Here is a 23,578-nt window from a genome sequence, read left to right as displayed (position 1 = left end):
TTGCGTCTTGAACTACGGATTCTGACACAGGGAGTTTTTGCCTTATGGGCCATCCCTAAAATACGCGTTGGTATTTATCAAACGGTTGAAATCCTAAAGCGGCTTTCTTCAACTGACGCTCAATACGGCGATGGCATGTAGCCGTTTTTAACCGTTTTTAACCGTTTTTCGTCCGTATCAACCCTGCCTCAGGAGCCAGCAGCCAATTATTGTGGAGGCTGGTCGATGATCCCGAGGAGCGTTGAGTGAACACCCACAATGAATTCAAACCCCGCCGACATGACAACGTGCAGCTGTGTGAGGCTGAGATTTCGCAGGTCGCATTTGAAAACGCCCGCATGGCATTGCGTGCTCATTCACAGCTGTCGATCCCGGCGCGCCTAGCCGAGTTGTCCAAACTCAAACAAACCATTCTGGCCAATCGCTCAATGATCATCGAACGGGTCATGCAAGAGGTTGGCAAATGTCGAACAGATGCACTGATCGCGGAAATCCTCGGCACTCTCGATTGGCTCAACTGGCTGGAGAATAATGCCGAACGGCTGCTGAAGCCTGAAAAGATCAAAACCCCGATTACCTTGCTGGGCAAGCAGTCGTTGCTGCTGCATGAACCCTTGGGTGTAGTGCTGATCATCTGCCCCTGGAATTATCCCTTCCATAACGCTATCACCGGTATTGCAGCAGCGATTGCAGCGGGCAATGCGGTGGTCTACAAACCCTCCGAGCACTCACCTTGCAAGGGGCTGATCGAACACGTCCTGGCGTGTTCTCCCATACTCCAGGCTCTGGTCCAGGTGGTTTACGGCAACGGTAGCCTGGGCTCGGCGCTGATCGAGCAACAGCCGGCGAAGATTTTCTTTACCGGCAGTGGCCCAACCGGCAGCAAAATCATGGCTCAGGCCAGTCGCGAGTTGATCCCCGTAGAGCTGGAGCTTGGCGGTAAAGATCCGATGATTGTGTTTGCCGACGCGCCAATTGCGCGGTCGGTGGCGGGTGCGTTGTGGGGTGGCTTCACGAATGCCGGGCAATCCTGTAGCGGCGTAGAGCGGCTGTTGGTAGAGCACAGCGTGATTGATCGTTTCGTTGACAGCTTGGTTCAGGCGGCGGAAAAGCTCGTCGTACGTGTTGGCGATAACGGCGACGCCGATGTTGGGCGCATGACCGTCGGTTTTCAGCGCGACAAGGTCATTGAGCATGTGCAAGATGCCCTGAAGCGCGGTGCCCGCCTGCGATTCGGCGCCATCCCTGAGGCGAATTCCCTAACTGTACAGCCCATAATTCTCGACCGTGTCACGGCGGATATGCGGGTTTGGACCGAGGAAACGTTCGGGCCGGTATTGCCGGTGATGGCCTTTACCAGCGAATCACAGGCCATTGAGTTGGCCAACGACACCCACTACGGCCTGTGTGCCAGTGTGTTCAGCGCTGATGCGCAGCGCGCGCTGCGCGTGGCCGCTGCGCTTGAGGTCGGCGGTGTTTCGATCAATAACGTCAACATGAGCGAAGGCAATCCGGGCTTGCCGTTCGGTGGGGCGAAGAAAAGCGGCTTCGGCAAGCTGCGTGGGCCGGAAGGGTTGCTTGGCTTCACTCGCAGTAAAGCCATACTGATCGACAAGTCCGGCACCAAGATCGAAGCCAATTGGTACCCCTACACACCGCGCAAATTCAAACTGTTCGAGCGTTTCATTCAGGCGCTGTATGGGCCGCGTCGTTTGCGCCTGCTGGCAATCGCCTGGCATGGCCTCAGGCTTGAAGCCTTCAGCCAAAAGCCGCGTGATTGATTGCAGTGTTCAGGCTCGTGTTTGTCGTGGGCCGTGCCCTGTCCAACGCTTGAACGCCTTGCGGAAATTCTGCGCGTCGCTGAAACCAACCTCGCAGGCGACTTCATCCAGGGTCATACGCACATTGCCCAGCAGCGCTAAGGCTCGCTGTTTACGCAGGTTATCCAAGATCGCCTGAAAGGACATGTCGTTCTGTGCGAGTCGACGGCGCAGGGTCCGCTCGCTCATGCACAGTTGCGAGGCAACCGCTGACAGGCTGACAGGGGTGCGCAGATCACGCCCCAGAATGCGCTCGACGGACTCGATAAACTCAACTTCGCCGCCTCGATCAGAACTCATCTCCAGTAACTCGACGACTTGTCGATTGCTCAGCGCATCGTGGGTGCCGATAGGGGTGTTGGCCCAGTGGTTGGCGCAGACAAATAGATTGTGCTTGCGATCAAAGTGCACTGGGTATCTGAACAAATGCTCATAGTGATCGGCGTAGGTTGGCCTTGGGTAACTCAGCTCAATCGAAGATGGGCTGAACGCCGGGCCGGCCAGAGTGCGCGCGATATTCAGAAGCACGCCGAAGGCTTCTTCAACGAGAAAGATCAGAATGTCGGGCTCATGAAATGGGCAGGAGGCTTGGAGCGTGATGTGTCCTGGCGATTCAAGGTGCTCGAAGCTCAACAATGCGCCGGTCTGCTTCTGCATCTCGACGCCCAGCGCTATCGCACTGCCTAGGGTGGCGCTGGTTATCATGGCGTAACCCACCAGGCCCATGGAGGTGATGGACTCTGTCGTGCTCATGTCCAACCCCAATCCTCGGTCGCGGCCCTTGGTCATTTCCAGGGCGCGTTTGATCATCAGGCATGCTTGACGAATCGATACGCGGCTTTGTGGGTTGGCCAGGTCTGCGATGTTGAAACCCAAGCCCATGCACAGCCGGCTTGGGTCCAGGCCCAATTGCACGAGGAGGTCCGCCAGGCTGCGTAACAGGTTGACGGGTAAATCGGCTGTGTGCCGTATCGGGCTGCGCATGCTGTACTCCTCGTTGTGCGCCTACTTACCCAGCATCAGGCGGATCACCAGGCGGGCCAACCGCCCATACGGTGCTGAAACTTTGTCAGACATATTGAAAGGACTCAGCTTGAAAACGCCACGAGCATGGGACAGGCGCACAAAGCCTTCATAGCCGTGGTAGGCCCCTGTGCCGCTTTCACCGACGCCGCCGAAGGGAAGGTCGTCCTGGGTGGCATGCAGCATCGTGCCATTGATCGTCACACCACCCGAACGGGTTTGCTGCAGCACTTGGTTGATGCTGGCTCGATCATTGGAGAAGCAGTACAGCGCCAACGGTTTGGGTCGCGCATTGATAAAAGCGAGCGCCTCGTCGAGAGAGTCATAGGCGATTACCGGCAACAGTGGGCCAAAAATTTCCTCGCGCATGATATCTGTGCTTAGCGGCACATCAGTCAGCAGGGTAGGCGGGATTTTGCGCTCGGTGGTCTGGTCGAACGCCTTGTCCTGCCACACCTTGGCTCCGGCCACGATGACCTGATCCACTAGGTTCAACAGGCGTTCGTAGTGCCGCTGCGAGATGATCGAAGTGTAGTCTTTGTTGCCCTCAATAGTGGGATACAGCTGCTTGGCTACGGCCATCCATTCGGTGGCAAAGCGCTCGACCAGTTGTCGCGGCACCAGCACGTAGTCGGGGGCGACGCAGGTTTGACCGGCGTTGAATAGCTTGCCGATGGCGATCATCCGCGCGGCCTTCTTCAGCGGAAAGTCCTCCGTGAGCACAACCGGCGACTTGCCTCCCAACTCCAGCGTTACCGGGGTCAGGTTGCGCGCTGCGGCCGCCATAACCAGACGCCCGACCTGAGTTGAACCGGTAAACAACAAGTGATCAAACGGCAGCTCGCTGAAGCGACTGGCCAATTGTGCGTCGCCAATGACCACGGTGACCTGATCGGCGGGAAAGGTTTGGGCGAGTAGCTCTTGCAGCAACTCGGCGGTACGCGGCGTCAGCTCCGACGGTTTGATCATCACCCGATTGCCCGCCGCTAGGGCTTCCACTAACGGCACCAGGGTCAGCATCAGTGGGTAGTTCCAGGGGGCCAGAATGCCCACTACACCTAGCGGTTGATAAATCACCCGCGCACTGGCGGGCTTGAATGCCATGCTCACTTTGCGTTTGCTGGGGCGCATCCACGCCTTGAGGTGTGAGCGGATATGCTTGATGCCGTTGACGATGGGCATCAGTTCACTGAGCTGAGTCTCGGCGAATGAACGGTTACCGAAATCCGCACACACCGCTTCCAGCAGTTGCTCATGGTGATCGCTGACCAGACGCGACACGGCGTCCAGGGCGGCGATGCGCTGCTCGTAGGTGGGGGCACCCTGGGCATACACGGCGGTTTGTTGGGCGGTGAACAGTTCATTGAGCAACGGTACGGGCTCAAGCGAAGCGGGCATGCTGCTGACGGGCTGATTCATAACGGTAATCCTTGGGCAAAGTGCAGGAGGAGGGGCGGTGAGAACGCGTGGGCCGTCAGAAGAAATTTTTGCCATCGCCGCGGTAAGTCCGCACGCGGTCCACCACGCGTCCGTTGCTGATCACCAGCAGTTCATCGAAACGCTCACACAGTTCGCCCGCCTTGGCGTGACGAAACAGCACCGGGTCGCCGATGTTCAACGCCTGGTCTAGGGTGTGCCGCAATGGCGTCTGTACTTCGCCGGCGGCTTCGTTGTCGATCAAGCGGCAGCCGCTGGGTAGCCAGGGCCGGGGCAATCGGTCCTTGCCCGCTGGCCCGGAGGCGATGTAACCACCGCCTGAGCAGACCATTACACCGGGTGCCTGGGTGCGCGTCACGGGTAAGGCAAAGCCCGCGGCGGGCGTCAGTTCAAAGACTTGGTAATGGTCGAACAAGGTCGGCGCGTACAGGCCGGAGCCAGCCGCCAACTCGGTAACTGAAGGGTCGAGTCGAGTGCTTTCAAAACTGCCCGTGCCACCGCCATTCACAAAGCGCAGGGTGTGGCCTGCTTTACGCAATGCCTGCACGACCTGCTCACGGCGTTTATTAACTTCGGCAATGGAGCGGCGTTTGAGAAAACGGATGATCCCATTCTTGACGGCTTGGCCTGGCACCGCATCCATCAGTCCGGCAATTTGCCCTTCATAGCCCATCAGGCCTTGCAGCGTGACGCCCTTATGGGCGGCGATATCGGTAGCCAGTCCGAGTGCGCTCGCCACGTCATTGATTGGTGAACGGTGCACGCCAAAGTACAGCCCGGGAAAATCCGATGACATATCCAGATCGATTGCCAACGGCATGACGACACCTTCGGCCACGGCGATTTTGTTGATCGCCTGGACCTGAGCCAGGTTGTCGACCATCAAGGTAATCGAACGCCCACGGCGCAATTGGCAGGCAACTTTTGCCAGGCTGTGCTCATCGACCGTCGGGTAAGCCACGACGATATCGTCAAACCCCAAGCCAGCCAGCCAGGCGGCTTCGGCAGCGGAGTAGCACAGCAGGCCTTGTATAAACGGACCTGCGGCCATGATCGTGCGGATCATCTCCACCGAGCGTATGGATTTGGTCACCAGCCGTACAGGCAGATGCCCGGCGCGTTTGCCCAGGCGCTGAAGGTTGTCGGTCAGTGCATCCAGGTCGATGAATGCGGCGGGTAGCGGCACCCCGGCCAGCACCTGATGGTAATAGGCGTAATCGCGAACGGGTGGTGACTGAGGTGTTTCGACACGTGGCATGAGGGACCCAATGAGTTCAGCAGTAAATGAGATGACCTGTGGTCTCGCTGCTGAGAGGGTAATGGGCACGTGGCTACCATTGAAGGTGCGATCCGGCCTGCCAACGGGTCCGCACCGGCCATGTTCGTGCCCACTTCACGCGCTTGGAACAGGGGCTAGCCGATCCAAATGGCTGACAATCATCGATGCGACCATGGCACAGACGCTCTTGGGGTCCAGGGACTCATCAAACAACAGTTCGATAGTCGTGTGGATCATTTCCACCGCCACCCTGGCAGCTGTGGCGAGCTGTTGCGGGTCCGCCTGTGGGAACACTGTCGCAAGGATACTTGCCTGTGCGCCGGATACTTTCCGGTGCGAGTCGATCCTCACGTGCTCCAGCGCTGGTACCGCGCGCAGCCCTTTGAGTATCCACATGCCGCCCAGGGTTGCATCGGTGACCCGATAGGTTTCCAGGATCAGTTCGGCGAGCGCCGACTCCAGAGCATCGGGCGGTCCGGACAGTAGTTGCGGCGTGATCCAGTGGTCGATCAGGCCGTTCTGCTTTTCCAGTAGACGCTCGCCCAATACCGTCAACAGTGCGTACTTGTTCGGAAAGTAGCGATACAGCGCCGGCGGCGTCAGCCCTGCACATTCGCAAACCAGATTGGTGGACAGGCGCTCGATACCCACATCACACAGGGTCTGCGCGGTGGCAACGAGAATCCGCTCGTAGGTCTCAGTGCTGCGCTGCTGTGCAGGCGGTTTCTTTTGTTCCTGGGTTTTCCCGGTGTTAGCGGCGCGGGCGTTGGCAGTGTTGGGCTTGGCCATAGGTACCTAGCAAAAGAGGTTGAAGAGTCAGCTTATCAAAGTGAGAAAAAAATGTTGCCGAGGGCTTTAATGATAGTTATAACTATCGTGTAGCGATGACTATCATATTGATGCGTCGCTAGTGTGACGGTCTCTTAAAACAAAAAATACAGGTGATGACTATGAATGTGAGGCAATGGCTTTTCCTTTCACTGGCACTGGTGTGCTCCTCCAGCAGTTATGCAGCGGCGGGGCCACAGGAGGCCAAAGGCCTCTGGCTAACGTCGGAAAAGGATGCGGTGGTCAAGGTCGGCGATTGTGCCGACAAGCCAGACGCACTGTGTGGAACGGTGGTCTGGGTCAAGGATGTGGCCTCCATCACCAGCGATTGTGGCGTACAGATCATGCAACTGGGTCGTTATGACCAGAAAGCGTGGCGCGATGGTTGGGTTTTTGATCCCCGCGATCATAAAAAATACAAAGGCGTCGTTCGGGTCAAAGAGGGCGTCCTCAATGTCCGGGCTTTTGTCGGCACCGAGCTCCTCGGCAAGACAGAGCAATTCGAACGCGTTGCCTCACTGCCTCCTACACCGGTTTGCACTCTGTAAATCCGACCTTTCTTGTGGGAGAACCTCATGCGTAAAACTACACACCATTATCTGATGGCTGCTTTGCTGTGGCCTGTCGTTAGCCCATCCTTGGCATTCGCCGACGAGATGGCCAGCTATGCCGTCGACATCACGGCCAAGGCCATGTCCGATGTCAGAACCCGGGGGGTGTCGGATTCCTTGAACCGACCGGGTGCCAAAGTCACCATTCAAGTCGCCCATGAATCAGGCTTGGTAGCTCTTGCCGAATTTACCACCGTCAGTAAGAAACAATTTCTTGAAGGTAATGGCCTGAATGTTCTGCTCGCGGGCGGCTATCGCTTCGGCGATCCGGAAGCGTGGCATTACGGGGTAGGTCTGGCGGCAGAGATGTTCCCCGGGGCAAAGTTCAAAGCACCGAATAAATTCGACTTTGAAACCTTCACCCTCACTGATGAGCGTACGAGCAACTACAACAGCCAGTTCGCCGTATTAGAGGTCGGCTACGGCGCGCTGGAAGGTCGCATCGCCCGCGTATTGTCGAAAACCTATCGTGGCGCTAACACCGGCGGCGTATGCGGGACCCAGTTGCAGTTTCGTGAAGACCCGACCAAGGGTTTGGAATGCTACGCCAAGGGCGACCGCAACTCCCGGGGCAGTATGTTGTATGACCTGGACTACAAATATGCCCTCGGCATGAATACCACGCTCAAACTGCATGCCGGTTATCAGCAAGTCGTTAACTTCTCCGAGGCGAACGAGTCCGACTACGCAATTGGTTTGATCCATCACTTGTGGGGCTTCGATTGGGGGCTTGACTGGGTGACCACCAATACGCGCGCGCGCGAGTTGTATATGGCCGAGGACGGCGGTCATGTGCGCTCCACGGATGACGACCGCTGGGTCGCATCGATTTCGCGTACTTTCTGAGTAAACCTCTATGACTTCGCTTTTCTTATCCCGGACGCCTCAGGCGGTCACCGGCCTGGAGCAACTCGTCCTCGCGGTGGACCTCGGCACCTCAGGCTGCAAGTGCGCCCTGGTTTCATTAGAAGGCGAGATTCGGGCCTGGGCGTTTCACAGTGTGCCGCTGCATGTGAGCGGGTTGAGCGTCGAGCAAGAACCGCAGGATTGGTGGGATGCCTTTCTGCGTGGCGCCAACGAACTGCTGAGTGCTGATCCTGCGCGGCGGCGTCAGGTAATCGCCGTGTGCTGTTCAACGCAGGGCGAAGGTACGGTGTGTGTGGATCAGAACGGCGCTGCCATTGGGCGTGCGATGTTGTGGTTGGATAAGCGGGGGGCCGGCGCAGTAAAAAAACGTATGGGGGGAGGGCGGTTCAGCCTGGCCGGCTACGGGCCGCTCAAACTCTGGCGTTCACTGCGCCTGACCGGCGGCGTGGCTTCGTTGTCCGGTATGGATGCCGCCGGGCACATGGCTTACATCCTCGATCACGAGCCGCTGCGCTATGAGCGAACCCATAAGTTCCTCAACGTGCTCGACTACATGAACCTGCGCCTGTCGGGTCGCTATTGCGCCACCAGCGACTCGATGTTGACGGCATGGATTACCGATAACCGCGACCCTCACCGCATTCGCTACGACGACGGCTTGGTCAAGGCCCTGGGTATCGACGCCGGCAAACTGCCAGAGCTTGTGCGTTCCACTGATGTTATCGGCACGTTACGCCCGGAGCTTGCCGAGACGCTCGGATTGGCAAGCTCCACGCAAGTGGTGGCGGGCGCCGTCGACACCTCGGCGGTGGCCGTCGGCGCCACTGTCAGCGACTTTGCCCCGCACCTCTATTTGGGTACTTCGTCGTGGGTTGGTGCTCACGTCCCATTCAAGAAAACCAGCGTGCGCCACCACATCGCTGCGGTACCCAGTGCCGTCAACGGCCGCTACTTGGCGATGGCTATGCAGTCGGCGGCGGGGGCAAACCTTTCTTTTCTGCGCGACAAGGTGCTGTACCACCCGGATGAGCTGCTCAGTGACGAACAACAGCCGGATGTCTACGCCTTGCTCGACCGCATTGCCGCGCGGGTGCCGCCGGGGTCTAGAGGCTTGATCTACACGCCCTGGCTATGTGGCGAACGCTCGCCAATCAGTGACCCGAGCCTGCGCGCGGGTTTGTTCAACCTGAAGTTAGAACACTCACGGGAGGACATCATTCGCGCCTTCATGGAAGGGGTTGCGTTGAATACGCGCTGGATGTTCGAACCGTTCTCGCGCTTTCTCGGCCAGCCCAGCGAGGTGATCGTGGCCACCGGTGGCGGTGCCCAATCGGACGTGTGGTGCCAGATCATGGCTGACGTCTGCGGGCGCGTTATCCAGCAACCGCAGAACGCGATCCAAACCAACGCCCGCGGGGCTGCGTTCATTGCGGCGGTGGCGTTGGGCAAGCTGCAGTTTCACGATCTATCGAGCCTCAAACGCCCCCATCGCCTGTTTGAACCGTCCCGCGCCACCCGCGCCCTGTACGACGATCAATTCGCCACGTTCCAGGAGGTCCGCAAGCGCCTCGCGCCGCTGTATCGACGCTTGAACCATCCACAGGAGACTGCCTCATGAGTCATGTCCAACAGCAAATCGTCGAGCTTTCGCAGCATCTGTGTCACCGCGGTTTTTTTGCGGCCACGGGCGGCAATCTCGCACTGCGCATCGATGCGCAGCACATCGCTGTCACGCCATCGGCCACCGACTATTTCACCATGCGCCCGGAGGATGTCTGCGTGCTGCGCCTCAAGGATCTGGCGCAGCTCTCCGGTGAACGTGCCCCCACGGTTGAAAGCGGACTGCATGCAAAAATCCTGCGGGCGCGCCCGGACGTGCAGTGCAGCATCCACACGCATCAGCCCGTAGCCAGTGCTTGCACCTTGCTCGGCGAACCGATGGATGTGCCCAACCCTGAACTGTGGAATTCCTTGGGTAAACACATCCCCCTGGTCGGGTACGCGCCTTCAGGCTCCAGCTGGCTGGCCGGCAAGTTCGGCCGGGCCATTCGTTGGGATTACAACGCGTACCTGATGCGCAACCACGGGGTGTTGTGCTGTGGCCCGGATGTCGAGACAACTCTGTCGCGCCTTGAGGACCTCGAGACCTTTTGCCGTGACTACCTGTTACGCCAAATCACTGAACAGTCCCGGCATAAATCACAGTCGCCTGCCGCCGTGGCACGCCTGGTCGACGCCCTGGTGCGTTCCAGCGCTGCCGAAGCCCACTCTTCCTCCGAGACCCCATCATGAACAAGCCTCTTGATCCCACCACATTGCCTGCGATCGCCAATTCAGCGGTTTCGCAATGGCCTGACGTCGACTCGCTATATCGGCGCTTCGATGCGCTGGTAAAACAGCCGATCCGCCCCTTGAAGCGTGAAGCGCTGAGCAAGGTCATGGGCTATTTCGACGAGCGTTGTCAGGGCTCGAAACGACTTTCTGAAGAGGCCAAAAAATTTATCCCCGGGGGCGTGCAGCACAACTTGGCGTTCAACCATCCATTCCCGCTCGCCGTTGCCCAGGCCAAAGGCGCACACCTGACGGATGTCGACGGCAATCGCTATATCGATTTTCTGCAAGCCGGTGGGCCGACCCTGTTGGGCTCCAACCATCCAGCCATTCGTGAGCAGGTCAACCGGATTCTCGACGACTGCGGCCCGGTCACCGGCCTGCTGCATGAGTACGAGGTGAAGCTGGCGCAGTTGGTCTGCGAAGTGATGCCCGGCGTCGACATGGTGCGTCTGCTGGGCTCCGGCACGGAGGCCGTCATGGCGGCGGTGCGCCTGGCGCGTGCGTATACCCGCAAGAAATGGGTGATCAAGATCGGCGGGGCATATCACGGTTGGAGTGACCAGTTGGTGTATGGCATGCGCTTGCCGGGCACCGGCCGTATGGAGGCAGTCGGGATTCCACGTGGCGCCACGGCCCACACCCAGGAGAGCCCGCCGAATAACCTCGATGCCTTGCGCCGGCGCTTGCAGATCAACCGCCTGCGCGGCGGCACGGCGGCGATCATGGTGGAGCCTTTTGGCCCGGAAAGCGGCACGCGTCCGGTGCACCCGGACTTCAACCGCCAACTGCGCAAACTGTGCGACGAGTTCGATACCCTGTTGATTTTCGACGAAGTGGTCACCGGCTTCCGCGCCGGCTTGGGGGGCGCACAAGCGTATTTCAACGTGATGCCGGACATCACCGTACTTGGCAAATGCCTGACCGGCGGCTACCCCATGGCCGGTGCGATCGGTGGGCGCAGAGATGTCATGCAACTGCTCGCCGGCGGCATCGGCACCTCTGCTCGGCGCGCGTTTGTCGGTGGCACGCTGTCGGCCAATCCTTTGTCTTGCGTGGCGGGTTACTACGCCTTACTTGAGGCGCGCAAATTGAATGCGCCCGCCCTCGCGGGACGCGCCGGCGACCGTATGCGTAAGGGGCTCGATGAGATCATCAACCGCCGTGGCTTGCCCTACGTGGCCTATAACATGGGTTCCATCGTGCACCTGCAAACGTCGGGTGTGCTGTTACTGGACACCAGCAATCCACTCAAGCTACTGCGGGCACGCAATGAAGCCAAGTCGCGCAAGCACATGATGGAAGAAATGGGCGCTGCCTATACCGCGCATGGGTTGATCACGCTGGCCGGCAGTCGGATCTACACCAGCCTGGCCGATACCGACGATGTCATCGACGACGCGCTTGAGCGCTTCGATGCCGTTTTTCAATTGGTGTGAGGTGAGCGCGATGCAGGATGTTCTGCGACAACAGTGGCTAGAAATTCGCCAACGGCTGGTCGGCTTGGTGGAGGCGGGGAGTAGCGTTTCTTTACGCATACCGGGCCAGGAACGTATGTGGTGGGGGCTGCTAGATGATGCGGTTCCCAGCTGTATCGACTGGTCGGGGCATGTCATGGGTGACAGCCAGACCCATCATGCCATCTACCGCGCTCGCGCCGATGTAGGCGCGGTTCTGCTCGGCGGCGGCGATTTCGCCAGCAGCCTGAAGGACTTTGGCGGGGTGATGCCGATTTTATTTGATGAGCAAGCTCGGCATATTGGCCATATGGGTGTACCGGCGGACTCAATCCCGGACATTGCCACCGCCTTACAGCGCGGTGGTAACGCCGTGTTGATCAAGGGCGTGCCCGTAACCCTAGGCACCACTGGCACTCGAATGGCGCTTAACGCGCAACTGTTCGAAAAATGCGCCAAGGCATTCACCCTCGCCAAAGCGTCAGGCGCCAAGATGACGCTTCTGCCTTGGTGGGTGGTGTGGGTGGCCAACAGCCGACTGATGAAAGATGAAAAACGCGCGACGCAATGTTTTGCTCGAGGCGAGATTCCGCCGGAAAACAGTGGTTACTGAGACCCTCCAAGAGGTGTAACGCCATGCACATGTCGTCCGCTGTTTCCCGTAAAAACCTGAGTGCAGCCTTGGCGCTGGGCTCGATTGCCGTATTGATGGTGGGGCTGCAACCCTTACTGCTGGGAGAACTGCTGGCGCAAAACCGGCTTTCACTTGAAGGCGTCGGTTTGGTCGCAATGGGCGAAATTCTCTCGCTGGGGTTGGGCGTAGTCCTGGGCGATTTACTGCGTTCGGTGTTTAGCCTGCGCCTGATTACGGTTGTCGCCATCCTGGCGGCATCGGCTATGGACTTGATCACGGCCAATACCACCGGGGATGGCGCACTGGCGCTGACGCGAGCCTTGGCCGGGCTGGCCGAAGGTTTGTTGTTATGGGGGACTGTGAATCTGATCGTCCAAGGCCCTGCACCTGACCGCATGGCGGGTGTATTCATGGTGGTGCAAACCCTTGGCCAAGCGCTGGTGGCTGCGGTATTGGCGTATTGGGTACTGCCTATTCAGAGCGCATCGTCTTATGGCTTCGTGTTTTTAGGTGCGCTGACGGCAGCTTCTTTATTGTTAGTCCAGTGGCAACCCATTCGACTGGCAAGTCAGCAAGCACAGCGCGCGGATGATGGCGGGTTCGGTTGGGGCCTCAATCACCTGCTGTTGTTAGGCCTGGTTTTTATGCAGCTCAGCGCCATTGGTGGGCTTTGGGCTTACCTTGAGCCGTTAAGCAGATACGTGGGGCTTGATGCACAAAACTCACAATTGCTCATTTCCGGCACGCTGTTGATGCAAGTGCTGGGCGGCTGCCTGGGGATTGTCCTGGTGCGCCGAGTGTCGGACTTTTCGTTGTTGGCCGTCGCCGCGTTGTTGTTGGGCGGCATTGCGCTGGGTATGTATTTTTCTGCCGACATGGGCGTCAGGGTATTCCTGGTGTTGTGTGGTGCGTTTGGTTTGGTCTGGCTGATGCTAACGCCGTTCCAAGTGCGTATCGCGCTGCAGCTTGATCCTTCAGGGCGGATAGCCGCGTTGGTGCCGGGCATGCAACTGTTGGGATGTGCCTTCGGCCCCTTGGTGGCATCGCAGTGGGTGGCAGGGGAGAACGCCGAGTACGTGTTGCTGGTCAGTGCCGTGTTATCGCTGATTGCATTGACGTTGGTCGGTTTACTTCGCCTGTGCCCAGCGAGCAAACGTGCCAGTTTTGCGCGCAAAGTGGTGCTGGTGGTTGGCGCATCCTCCGGCATGGGCCGCGGCCTGGCGGTGCGCCTGGCGCAAGAGGGTGCCTGGGTGGTGGCAACGGCCCGGCGCAAGGAGCTGTTGAATGACCTACAACGCGAGATCACGCTTCAGGGTGGCCAATGCATGGTCTCGGCGGTGGATGCGCTGGATGAACACGCGGCGGCCGGACTCGTGGATGAAATCGTCGAGCTGTATGGACGCCTGGACGTGGTTGTGCTCAACGCCGGCGGAGCCCCCGCGCTGGATATGCGAGAGATGAACGCGGCGGATGTCACAGCGTATATGCGCTCGAACTACGATGTGGTGGTCAACTACCTGTTCCCGGCCCTGAAGCAAATGAGTCGTCAGGGGCATGGTTTTGTAGTGCACACCAATTCTCTGGCGGGCTTTCTGGGCGTAACACTTCAAGGCCCTTACAGTGCCGCGAAAGGTGCGCTGCGCTTGCTTATCGATACTTGCCGCATCGAGTTCGGTGGCAGGGGGATCCGGTTTCTTTCCCTCTATCCCGGATTTGTCGCCACCGCCCAGACGGCGAATGACGGCATGCCGGCACCGCTGGAAATATCAGAGGCGGCAGCCGTCGAGCATATGCTGTTTGCCATGCGCAGCCAGCGCTGGGATTACATGTTTCCATGGCCTATGCGGTGGTTGATCCGGTTGGCAGTGATATTGCCTAAACCGCTCACGCTATGGGTTTTACGGCGGGATTTGCCGGCGCGGGCAGATGACTGCAACGCGTCTTCAGCGGTGATCGCCTTCAAGAAAACCTCGGCATAATCGCTTGGCTTATCTGTCCTTTATGTGGTGCGCTGCGTATTCGGCAGCGCGCCCGTCCAGCGTTTGAAGGCGCGCCTGAAGCCCCGTGCATCGCTGAAGCCAATGCTGTGAGCAATGTCAGCTGTCGACATATTGGTGTTTTGCAGTAAGTCGCAAGCGCGCTCGTGCCTGATTCGATCTAGCAGGCCGCTGTACGTCACCCCCAGGTCCGTCAGGCGACGACGCAGGGTACGTTCACTCATGTTGAGTTCTTTTGAAAACGTTTGCAGCGCTTCAGGGTCGTCGAGGTTGAGACGGATATGACTGGAGAGGGTTTCAACCAGGTCATTGCGTGAGCCGCGTCGGTTGATCATCTGGTCCAACTTGGCCCGCAACGGGCCACACACCATGTCGTCATAGTCCGGTAAGCGCGCGTTCAACCAATGGACTTCGCAGATCAAGCGATTTTTCCCAGCCATGAATTTTATCGGGCAACAAAATACCCGCTGATAGGCCTGGGCATAATCCGGACGTGCATAGGACAACTCCACCCTAAGCGGGTTGAAGGCTGGCCCTATCAGCCGCCTTACCACGGACACAGCGCTGGCAAAGGCTTCTTCGATCAAGAACGGTTCTATTTCAAGGTCAAATACCTTGGGTTTGACCTCAATGATGAACTCGGTGGGATGAACACTGGCGCGGTGCTCCAGTAACGCACCGGCATCGCCTTGATGTTCAAGGCCATAGGTGATGGCCTCACCAAGGGTTTTGCAGGTCAGCATGGCCAAGCCTGCCAGTCCCCAGGACACCGGCGTCTGACGCATGCCCGTGGAGAGCCCCAGCGCCGGGTCTTTCACCGCGCGCTGCGTTCGAGTAATCAGCGTTCGGGTCTGCCGGTAAGATAAGCGCATGTCCAGATCAAGCATCTCGGCATAACCGAAACCGAGGCCGCGACAAATGCGTTGCGTCGACAGCCCGCTTTCCATCAAGAGGCTGAACAACGCCCGCACGACGTTTGGCACCACTACAGCTTCATCTTGCTGGGGATGCTGTGTCCAATGCTGCGCAGCGGCTGCGGGTTCTAACATGGGGCGAACGCTCGGTATCAAAAGGGCCTGTAGAGGTTATCCCTACCGTCGCTAATCTAGCACCTGCCGTTCTTCTATCTTCGTCATGACAGCCACGTTTCCTGGGTACCTCGCGTATCTGTCCGCATAGGCCCCCTTAATGGCCGCGAAAGGCTCATCCATAGCGCCTGCTTGCCTTTAGATTTCGTTTCAACACTGAACTGAATATCCAAGGGAAACGCTATGAACTCAGAACCAAATGCAGCGATTATCGACCGAGGAAATGCCGCCTGCATTATTGGCGCGGGGCCGGGTGGGCTGAGTGCCGCACGCGCACTCAAAGCCAAGAAAATCGACTATGACCAATTCGAGCGACATGCGGATGTCGGTGGGATCTGGGACATCAGCAATGTCGGTACGCCCATGTACGATTCGGCGCATTTTATTTCGTCCAGGGACCTGTCGGGCTTTATCGGGTTTCCAATGCCCAAGGACTTTCCGGACTATCCGTCCCATCGGCAAATCGCTCATTACCTTAGAAGTTTCGCCGTTGCATTCGGACTGCGCGAGGCTATTGAGTTCAACACAACGGTCAGCCTGATTGAAAAAGCCCCTGATGGGCACTGGTCCGTCAGCCTAAGTGATGGTTCCACGCGCCGATATCGTTGGCTCGTATTGGCGACCGGGACCAACTGGAAGCCCAACCTGCCAACGTTTCGTGGTGCGTTTAACGGGGAGATACGCCATTCCAATTCGTTTCAATCCGGGGCGGAGTTCCACGGTAAAAACGTGTTGGTGGTGGGGGCGGGTAATTCCGGTGCTGATATTTCCTGCGAAGCCGCCATTCACGCCAAAGAAGCCTTTATCAGCATGAGGCGTGGTTACTACTTCATTCCCAAACACGTATTTGGCGTACCTGCCGATGTGTTCAGTGAAAATGGCCCGCACCTGCCCTTGTGGTTGGCCAGGCCCGCCTTCAAGTTTCTCCTGAAACTGCTGGTCGGAGATCTGACGCGGTGGGGTTTACCCAAGCCTGATCATCGCTTGTTCGAGAGCCACCCAATCGTCAATTCACAGCTGCTGCATCATCTGCAGCACGGCAATATTGCGGTGAGGAAAAACATTGACCGGTTGGAGGGGGATTTCGTCATTTTTGAAGATGGTGCGCGGCAAAGAATCGACCTGATTCTCTGTGCCACCGGTTTCAAATGGGGCGCGGAATGCGCAGCGCAGTTTTTTGAATGGAAGAACGGCAGGCCTTTACTCTACCTGTCGATGTTCAGTCGCACCCATCGTAACCTCTGCGCCATCGGTTACCTCGATCATAACTCCAGTGCTTTCAAGCTGTTCGATACCCAGGCGCTCACCCTGGCTGCGTATTTCCGCGCGCAACTGGATGGGCTCGACACCGCGCGCCAGTTCGATCAGTTGATTCAATGCGACGATCCGGACCTGAGTGGGGGCATTCAGTTCGTTCAATCAGATCGGCATGCGGTGTATCTGGATGCGCGTTCCTTCACCGCCTATCTGGATACGCTGCGTACCCGCATGCAGTGGCCACGCCTGACTGAAGACGTGTATGCGGCAATCAAACTCGAACGGCCTTTCGCAACGCGCGCAGCTCCGGTCGTTCATGACGTGTTGGAGGAAAGTCTGCATGGCAAGTAATACATCATTTACCGGCTGGGTCGCGCTGATCACTGGGGGCGCTGGTGGCCTAGGGCGCGCTATCGCAGCGGCATTGATCGCACGAGGAGTCAAATGCCTGCTGGTCGATATTGATGCTGCACGCCTGGCCCAGGCGGCGGCCGCCCTCGGGCCTCTGGCATTGACCTACCAGGCAGACCTTACCGATCGCGAAGCGCTTGGTGCGCTGGTGAGCCATGTGGGCAACGAGATTGGTCGTCTGGATCTGCTGGTTAATAACGCGGGGATATTGAGCAGCACGCCTTTCGAAATCAGGCCTGTCACTTCGATTGCGCGCGAAGTTCAGCTCAATATGATGGTGCCGTTGGAATTGTGTCAGGCGTTTTTACCCATGTTGCAGCAGGCCAGGGATGGCCGCGTTATATCAATTGTTTCTCTGGGGGGATTGTTCCCCATGCCGGAAACCTGCATTTACTCGGCAACAAAATTCGGCCTGCGTGGAGCCATGCTCTGCTTAGGACTCGATGGCAAACGCTTGGGTGTAAGGTTCTCCATCGTGAATCCATCGGCGACGGAAACACCGATGCTGATGCGGGAAGCCATCGAAGATGGCAACAAGATGCAGTTTATGGATCCGCCGCAAATGCCGGAAGATGTGGCCAATACGGTGATTAAAGCGCTGGAAAAACCTCGGCTAGAACTGTTCGTGCGGCCCAGTGAATCCTGGACCGCACGGTTAGTCATGCTCGTGCCGGGAATTTTGCCGTACGTATTGCCCTTGTTCCGACGCAAGAGTGAAAAAGGGCATCGCAACTATGTGGTGTCCCTCGAACAACGCGGGTTAATAACCAGAGAAGGTGAAGGCTGGCGCCTGAAATGAGCCAAGTGGATAGGTGCATGAGTAGGGAAGGGCGAAGCTGTTGATGAGATCTGTTGTGTGCACCTGACAGAACGTCACGTCGGCTGCATTCTGAGCCTCTGTCTGAAAACAGAGGCATTGGTTAATACAGCTTTTTAGTGCCGTTGAGTTCTGTCACAGACTGTCTGGGTCACCACAGAACATTTGAATGCGCGAACGCAGCCAACGCTCCGCAGGGTCGTTGTCCTGCGCGCCCCGCCAAGCCATGTGCAGCTCGAAGGTCTGTGTTGGGATGGGCAAATCTTCAGCGCGCACCCCGCCTGCAGAGGTCAGAGCAGCCGCGGTGTAATCCGGTACAGAGGCAACAATGTCCGTGCCTGATAGCAAGGTGCTAAGACCATTGAACTGCGGCAGGGCAAGCACCACACGGCGTTTGCGGCCGAGTTTCTCCAGTTCTGCATCGATGAAACCGCTGAGATCACCTGCAAAGGACACCAGCGCATGTGGGCGCGAGCAGAAGTCATCCAGGCTCAGAGGGCCAGGTGCTGAATCAGCACGCAGCAGTTTTGCTTTGCTGCGGCGCAACACCTTGCGTTTGGCGTTGGCCGGGAGTTCTTCCGTGTAAGCAACGCCCACGGAAATCTCGCCAGAGGCCAGCAGTGCCGGCATCAGCAGGTAATTAGTGCGGCGAATCACTAGAACTACGCCCGGCGCTTCAGCGCGTAACCGCTTGATCAACGGCGGCAGCAGACCAAACTCAACATCATCTGAGAGGCCAATGCGAAACACCGCATTGCTGGTGGCTGGGTGAAATTCAGCCGCGCGGCTGACGGCGGTAGAAATCGAGTCCAGCGCTGGAGAGAGCAGGGCGGCGATCTCCATGGCTCGTGCAGTAGGCTCCATGCTGCGGCCAGTGCGTACGAACAACGGGTCATCGAATAAGCTGCGCAAACGGGCGAGGGCGGCGCTTATAGCCGGCTGGCCAAGGAATAATTTTTCCGCCGCCCGGGTCACGCTGCGTTCATGCATCAGCGTTTCGAAGACGATCAGCAAATTGAGATCGACGCGGCGGAGATCGTTACGGTTCATCCGTTGTCCATTCTGGAGTGGCTGCGGTTTTGTGCGCGGATCAGGCTAATGCCGAACGCTATCGCCAGGCAATATGTGCGAAGAAATGATCCACATAAGGTCCATCATCATCGACAAGCATGGTGAATATCAGCTCCGAGCGGTGGAATTGCTGGCAAAGCCCGGATAAAGTCCGTGGCCATAAGAGGTCGTCCAAACTATTCGGCACAGAACCGCCAGATAGCTAGCGCAACCTAAATGGGTCAACCGAAGAGGTTTGCAATGTCCCGCATAGTCCGTTTCCATGAGTTTGGCGAGGCCGATGTCCTCAAAATTGAAGAGCGTTCAGCCCCTGCGCCGGCAGCGGGCGAAGTGCTGGTCGGTGTTGAGGCAGTAGGTGTCAGCTGGTACGACGTGCTCTGGCGGCAGAACTTGGGCAATACGTCCACACACTTGCCGGCAGGCCTTGGCCATGAGCTCGCCGGTGTGGTGCTGGCTGTTGGTGCCGGGATCACTGACTTGGCCGTGGGTGACCGAGTTGCCAGCTTCCCGGGTCACAGCGCCAATCGTTATCCCAGTTACGCTGAGCATGTAGTTTTGCCGCGTAGCTCGTTGACCCGTTATCCAGACAACCTCACCGCGCAACAAGCCGCCGTGCATTACCTACCATCCATGGTGGGCTGGTTTGGCTTTATCGAGCTGGCGCATCTGCAGCCCGGCGAAACCGTGCTAGTAACCGCCGCGAGCCGCTGCTGGGGCCCGTATATTGTGCAGATGGGCAAAGCCTTGGGTGCCACAGTGATAGCGGCTACAGCTTTTGCTGAAGACAGCGACTTTCTCAAGCAACTGGGTGCTGACCACATCATCCTCACCGAGGAGCAGGACCTGGTCAGCCGTGTCAGCAAGCTGACTGATGGGCGTGGCGTCAATGTGGTGATGGATGCACTCGGTGGCCCGCAGATGTGCCTGCTGGGTGATGCCATTGCACCGCGCGGTCGGTTGATCCTGTTCGACTTGCAAGGTGGTAATGAAACGCCATTTCCAGCCTGCGCAGCGTTCCAGAAGAACATCCAGTTCTTCGTGCACTGCATCGGTAACTTCACCGGAAAGGAAGAACTCAACATTCCGCAAGATCAACCTGCGGTTGCCAAAGCTTTGCAAGGTATCAACCAACTGACAGCAGATGGTTTGCTTAAACCGCTAATCGACAAGGTGTTCAATTTCGACGATGTAGTCGAAGCGCATCGCTATATGGAAACCTGTCCAAGCCGTGGCCGTGTGTTGTTGGATCTCGGCTCAAACTGACATAAGCGACATTATCCGTAGCCACGATTAACGTGAGCGCAGTGGATCCTAATCAGAAAGGGTCCACTGCTCATCAAACATCACTTCGCATAATGTATATTATGTTAAACGAGGTGCTGTGTCATAAATGTTCATGAGATCCGCAATCGCGGTCTCATCCTTTGGTAGGTTTGAATCGCCCCTGCCTGATTGGCGAACACAGAGCTAATGGCACCACTACAAGTGGAAATCGCCGGCGGCCTCTGGTTGGTAAAGCACTTTCCTGATTTCAATCCGGCGGGTCCGATCAGAAATTCGCCAGTCGATGGCGTCCCCCTCCTGATAGCCTAGGATGGCGGCGCCGATGTCGGAACACACGGAATATTTGCCGGCGCTGCTGTCAGCGTCTTCTGGGTAGACCAAGGCCACTTCTATCTCTTCGTCGTCCAGCTGCAGCAAGGCTCTGGAGTTCATCGTGACGACATTGCACGCCACCTGATCCGGTTTGACGACTATGGCCCGCTCAAGCTCATGCTCGAGCTCAACAACGGCAGGACCTTCCTCGAGCGCGATCAGGCTCTCTAGCCTGGCCTTGTCGACCTCAGTGATGTAGATCCCACCTGAGTCGCCAACGGCATCCTCACGCAAGAACTGCAGATAGCGCCCCGCCGTCATGAAAAATGTTTTCAATGTCGGTGTTTCGCTCTCTAGCAGAAAGCCGCTGCGCAGAAAAGCTTTCAACGAGCGCGTGTTATCCGGGTGAATCTTGGCGATGAGCTTCGCGGCCCGCATGTCGAGGAAAGCCAGTTTCATGCCTTCGCGGATCGTGCCACCCCCAAGGTTTCGCCCCCATTTGTCGCGGTCTCCGATAGCCAAGACTATCTCGCAATTTGAGCCGGTCTTGATCAGACGAACAAAGCCCACTGGGGTGTCATGCCGGTCATAGGCCATGAAGAATCGGCCGCCCCGGTTGAATAGATGGGTCAGGATCGGCAATTGTGTGCGATCGATGGCTTGCTCGATGGACCGGCAGACATTGTTCGAATCACTTAGATAGCAGGTAACGCGCTCATCCCCCAACCAATCCATCAGCGTCAGCGCGTGTGCCCGAGTAATTTCAGGGCACAGCGAAATGAAAGGCTTGTTCATCTTCACCACACCTATTTGGAAATGATGAAAGCCCTTCATGGCTATGGCCATGACGGTTCTTTCGGCAACCGACTATTTTAAAACATACCGCGAGTAAATGCTGAATAGCCTCGCACTTTTCCTTTGGACACGGCGTAAAGATGCGACTTCCTTTGAGCTGACCACGAAAGCAGGCATCGATTAGGAGATGCCTGCTTTCGTCGCAAGAGGGGTCAACTATCTCAGTCTCGATCCAGTAGGTGAAAACTTGGCAAGGCAATGTGCCAACGAATGGCCGCTAAGCGAATCAGCAGCACGGTGAGCATTGCGACACCCGTATCCAACCAGTGCGGTGTACCCAACGCACGCATGCCAATGAATACCAACGCGCCGGCGATGCAGGCCGTCGCGTAGATTTCCTTCTGAAATATCAGTGGGATTTCATTGCAGATCACGTCGCGCATTACACCGCCCGCGACTCCGGTCATCACCCCCATAATCACTGCAGTGCTATTGGGTACGTTGAACTGCATCGCGACTTCGGTACCAATAACGGTAAACACGGCCAGGCCAAAGGCATCCGCTAACAACAAGCCTTTTTCGTGGATGGGCTGCGTCAGGCGAACCCACACCACGGTGCCAATAGCCGCCAGTGAGGCAACGACGATATACAGGTCATTGCGAATCCAGCTAACTGGGTGGTTGTCCAGAATGAGGTCTCGCAAGGTGCCACCGCCCAAGGCCGTGACAATGGCAATTACCAGTACGCCAAATAAATCCATGGACTTGCGCCCCGCCATCAACGCACCGGTAATGGCGAATACTGCAACGCCGAACAAGTCGGCGAGATAAAACAGTTGAGACATGCTGACCTCAGGAGGACACAGGGGTGCGCATGGTAACGAACTCTTCAGCAGCTGTTGGGTGCACGCCAATAGTTTCATCAAAAACTTGTTTGGTCGCGCCAGCCTTGAGCGCTACCGCCAGGCCCTGAACGATTTCGCCAGCATCCGGCCCAACCATATGGCAACCGAGTACACGGTCTGTCTGACTATCCACCACCAGTTTCATCAGGGTCCGTTCCTGACTTTCGGTCATGGTCAGTTTCATTGGCCGGAAGCGACTCTCGAAGACGCTGACGGTGTAGCCCTCCTCCTTTGCCTGTTCTTCGCTTAGCCCGACAGTGCCTATATTAGGCAGGCTGAATACCGCTGTCGGGATCATCCGGTAATCGACCGGGCGATATTCTTCTAGTTTGAATAAGCGCCTGGCGACGGCCATACCTTCCGCGAGCGCTACCGGCGTCAGCTGCACACGGCCAATCACATCACCAATGGCAAGGATTGAGGGCGTGCTGGTTTGATAGTGCTCATCAACCTGGATAAAACCGCGCTCATCTAGTTGTACATGGCTGTTTTCCAGCCCCAGATTATCCAGCATGGGCCGGCGCCCAGTGGCGTAGAAGATACAGTCGGTCTCCAGTACGCGGCCGTCTTTGAGCGTCGCTTGCAGGCTGCCGTCAGCCTGTTTGTCTATGCGGGCAATATCGCTGTTGAACTGCAGATCAAGGCCACGCTTGTCCAGCTCTTCCTGCAGGTGTCGGCGTACCGCGTTGTCGAAGCCGCGCAGAAAAAGTTCACCACGATAAAGCAGCGAGGTTTGTGCGCCGAGACCGTTGAAGATCGAGGCGAATTCCACAGCAATATAGCCACCGCCAACAACCAGTACGCGCTTGGGCAGCTGTTCAAGAAAGAACACTTCATTCGAGCCGATGGCATGTTCATGCCCTGGCACATTAGGTATCTGCGGCCAACCGCCAGTCGCAATCAGAATATGCTTGGCGCTGTAGCATTTACCGTCCAACTCGACACTGTGGTCATCAACAATCCGGGCGTGTCCCTCTAACAGCGTTACACCGCTGTTAACCAGTAAGTTGCGATAAATGTTGTTGAGTCGTGCGATTTCGCGATTTTTGTTAGCAATAAGTGTCGACCAGTTAAAGCGGGCTGCGCCAAGCGACCAGCCAAAGCCCCCGGCCTGCTCGAAGTCATCGGCGAAGTGAGCGCCATAAACCAGCAGTTTTTTTGGCACACAGCCGACGTTGACACAGGTGCCGCCCAGGTAGCGGCTTTCGGCAACGGCCACGCGCGCACCATAACCAGCGGCAAATCGCGCCGCACGTACACCACCGGAACCGGCACCAATCACAAACAGGTCAAAGTCGTAGGTCATTTCAGCCTCCAAAGCAGGCTGCAAGCATACCCCAAGCCACGCTGGCAC

20 protein-coding genes are annotated in these 23,578 nt (G+C 57.5%); 11 read left to right on the top strand and 9 right to left on the bottom strand.

The features are described 5' to 3' along the window. Window positions 1–245: 245 nt before the first annotated feature. A complete protein-coding gene (locus VCA57_RS00820) occupies window positions 246–1,781 on the top strand; it encodes an aldehyde dehydrogenase family protein (protein WP_411183056.1) in 1,536 nt (511 codons plus the stop codon). 9 nt (window positions 1,782–1,790) lie between these two features. On the opposite strand, the gene VCA57_RS00815 is transcribed toward VCA57_RS00820, so the two are convergent. The 4 genes from VCA57_RS00815 to VCA57_RS00800 all read right to left on the bottom strand — a co-directional run bounded on the left by VCA57_RS00815 (window position 1,791) and on the right by VCA57_RS00800 (window position 6,348). Beyond that, the gene (locus VCA57_RS00815; protein WP_411183055.1) at window positions 1,791–2,804 is read right to left on the bottom strand and encodes an AraC family transcriptional regulator; all 1,014 of its coding nucleotides are present in this window, start codon (window positions 2,802–2,804) and stop codon (window positions 1,791–1,793) included. Between the two features lie 21 nt (window positions 2,805–2,825). Continuing rightward, window positions 2,826–4,262 carry a coniferyl aldehyde dehydrogenase gene (locus tag VCA57_RS00810; protein WP_411183054.1) on the bottom strand — a complete coding sequence of 479 codons (1,437 nt, stop codon included), beginning with the start codon at window positions 4,260–4,262 and terminating at the stop codon, window positions 2,826–2,828. 55 nt (window positions 4,263–4,317) lie between these two features. Continuing rightward, window positions 4,318–5,538, bottom strand: a complete 1,221-nt coding sequence (locus VCA57_RS00805; protein ID WP_411183053.1) for an amino acid deaminase/aldolase — start codon at window positions 5,536–5,538, stop codon at window positions 4,318–4,320. 135 nt (window positions 5,539–5,673) lie between these two features. Continuing rightward, complete coding sequence (locus tag VCA57_RS00800) at window positions 5,674–6,348, bottom strand: TetR/AcrR family transcriptional regulator (RefSeq protein WP_411183052.1); 675 nt, start codon at window positions 6,346–6,348, stop codon at window positions 5,674–5,676. 161 nt (window positions 6,349–6,509) lie between these two features. Here VCA57_RS00800 and VCA57_RS00795 point away from each other — a divergent pair, with 161 nt between their 5' ends. From VCA57_RS00795 to VCA57_RS00765, 7 genes are read left to right on the top strand one after another with little or no spacing between them, the layout of a single operon-like run. Then, window positions 6,510–6,935, top strand: coding sequence for a DUF2147 domain-containing protein (locus VCA57_RS00795; protein WP_411183051.1), 426 nt, complete (start codon window positions 6,510–6,512; stop codon window positions 6,933–6,935). Between the two features lie 27 nt (window positions 6,936–6,962). Then, on the top strand, window positions 6,963–7,844 hold the full coding sequence (locus VCA57_RS00790; protein WP_411183050.1) for a TorF family putative porin: 882 nt from the start codon (window positions 6,963–6,965) through the stop codon (window positions 7,842–7,844). Between the two features lie 10 nt (window positions 7,845–7,854). After that, the gene (locus tag VCA57_RS00785) at window positions 7,855–9,483 is read left to right on the top strand and encodes a xylulokinase (protein ID WP_411183049.1); all 1,629 of its coding nucleotides are present in this window, start codon (window positions 7,855–7,857) and stop codon (window positions 9,481–9,483) included. After that, window positions 9,480–10,157, top strand: coding sequence for a class II aldolase/adducin family protein (locus tag VCA57_RS00780; protein WP_411183048.1), 678 nt, complete (start codon window positions 9,480–9,482; stop codon window positions 10,155–10,157). The genes VCA57_RS00785 and VCA57_RS00780 overlap by 4 nt, the downstream gene beginning before the upstream one ends. Beyond that, window positions 10,154–11,635 (top strand): aspartate aminotransferase family protein, encoded by a 1,482-nt coding sequence (locus VCA57_RS00775; RefSeq protein WP_411183047.1) that lies wholly within the window; start codon window positions 10,154–10,156, stop codon window positions 11,633–11,635. The genes VCA57_RS00780 and VCA57_RS00775 overlap by 4 nt, the downstream gene beginning before the upstream one ends. A 10-nt stretch (window positions 11,636–11,645) precedes the next feature. After that, complete coding sequence (locus VCA57_RS00770; protein WP_411183046.1) at window positions 11,646–12,266, top strand: hypothetical protein; 621 nt, start codon at window positions 11,646–11,648, stop codon at window positions 12,264–12,266. A 23-nt stretch (window positions 12,267–12,289) separates the two neighbouring features. Further along, complete coding sequence (locus tag VCA57_RS00765) at window positions 12,290–14,266, top strand: SDR family NAD(P)-dependent oxidoreductase (protein WP_411183045.1); 1,977 nt, start codon at window positions 12,290–12,292, stop codon at window positions 14,264–14,266. A gap of 20 nt (window positions 14,267–14,286) precedes the next feature. On the opposite strand, the gene VCA57_RS00760 is transcribed toward VCA57_RS00765, so the two are convergent. Next, window positions 14,287–15,333, bottom strand: coding sequence for an AraC family transcriptional regulator (locus VCA57_RS00760; protein ID WP_411183044.1), 1,047 nt, complete (start codon window positions 15,331–15,333; stop codon window positions 14,287–14,289). 222 nt (window positions 15,334–15,555) lie between these two features. On the opposite strand from VCA57_RS00760, the gene VCA57_RS00755 reads away from it, so the two are divergent. Together VCA57_RS00755 and VCA57_RS00750 are read left to right on the top strand one after the other, a co-directional pair. Beyond that, window positions 15,556–16,980, top strand: coding sequence for a flavin-containing monooxygenase (locus VCA57_RS00755; RefSeq protein WP_411183043.1), 1,425 nt, complete (start codon window positions 15,556–15,558; stop codon window positions 16,978–16,980). Beyond that, window positions 16,970–17,839, top strand: a complete 870-nt coding sequence (locus VCA57_RS00750) for an SDR family NAD(P)-dependent oxidoreductase (RefSeq protein ID WP_411183042.1) — start codon at window positions 16,970–16,972, stop codon at window positions 17,837–17,839. Before VCA57_RS00755 ends, VCA57_RS00750 begins: the two co-directional genes overlap by 11 nt. Before the next feature lie 153 nt (window positions 17,840–17,992). Here VCA57_RS00750 and VCA57_RS00745 read toward each other — a convergent pair whose 3' ends face one another. Then, on the bottom strand, window positions 17,993–18,907 hold the full coding sequence (locus VCA57_RS00745; protein WP_411183041.1) for a LysR family transcriptional regulator: 915 nt from the start codon (window positions 18,905–18,907) through the stop codon (window positions 17,993–17,995). Between the two features lie 261 nt (window positions 18,908–19,168). On the opposite strand from VCA57_RS00745, the gene VCA57_RS00740 reads away from it, so the two are divergent. Next, window positions 19,169–20,191 (top strand): zinc-dependent alcohol dehydrogenase family protein, encoded by a 1,023-nt coding sequence (locus tag VCA57_RS00740; RefSeq protein WP_411183040.1) that lies wholly within the window; start codon window positions 19,169–19,171, stop codon window positions 20,189–20,191. Between the two features lie 216 nt (window positions 20,192–20,407). On the opposite strand, the gene VCA57_RS00735 is transcribed toward VCA57_RS00740, so the two are convergent. From VCA57_RS00735 to gorA, 3 genes are all read right to left on the bottom strand, one after another. Beyond that, on the bottom strand, window positions 20,408–21,370 hold the full coding sequence (locus VCA57_RS00735) for a GNAT family N-acetyltransferase (RefSeq protein ID WP_411183039.1): 963 nt from the start codon (window positions 21,368–21,370) through the stop codon (window positions 20,408–20,410). A 170-nt stretch (window positions 21,371–21,540) separates the two neighbouring features. Continuing rightward, window positions 21,541–22,164, bottom strand: a complete 624-nt coding sequence (locus tag VCA57_RS00730; protein WP_411183038.1) for a trimeric intracellular cation channel family protein — start codon at window positions 22,162–22,164, stop codon at window positions 21,541–21,543. A 7-nt stretch (window positions 22,165–22,171) separates the two neighbouring features. After that, window positions 22,172–23,530, bottom strand: a complete 1,359-nt coding sequence (gene gorA / locus VCA57_RS00725) for a glutathione-disulfide reductase (RefSeq protein ID WP_411183037.1) — start codon at window positions 23,528–23,530, stop codon at window positions 22,172–22,174. Between the last annotated feature and the right edge of the window lie 48 nt (window positions 23,531–23,578).

It is taken from the genome of Pseudomonas sp. (genome assembly GCF_046581935.1).
Taxonomy (GTDB): Bacteria; Pseudomonadota; Gammaproteobacteria; order Pseudomonadales; family Pseudomonadaceae; genus Aquipseudomonas.
Note: the sequence above shows the minus strand (reverse complement) of the source record. Positions and strands in the feature narration are given on the sequence as shown.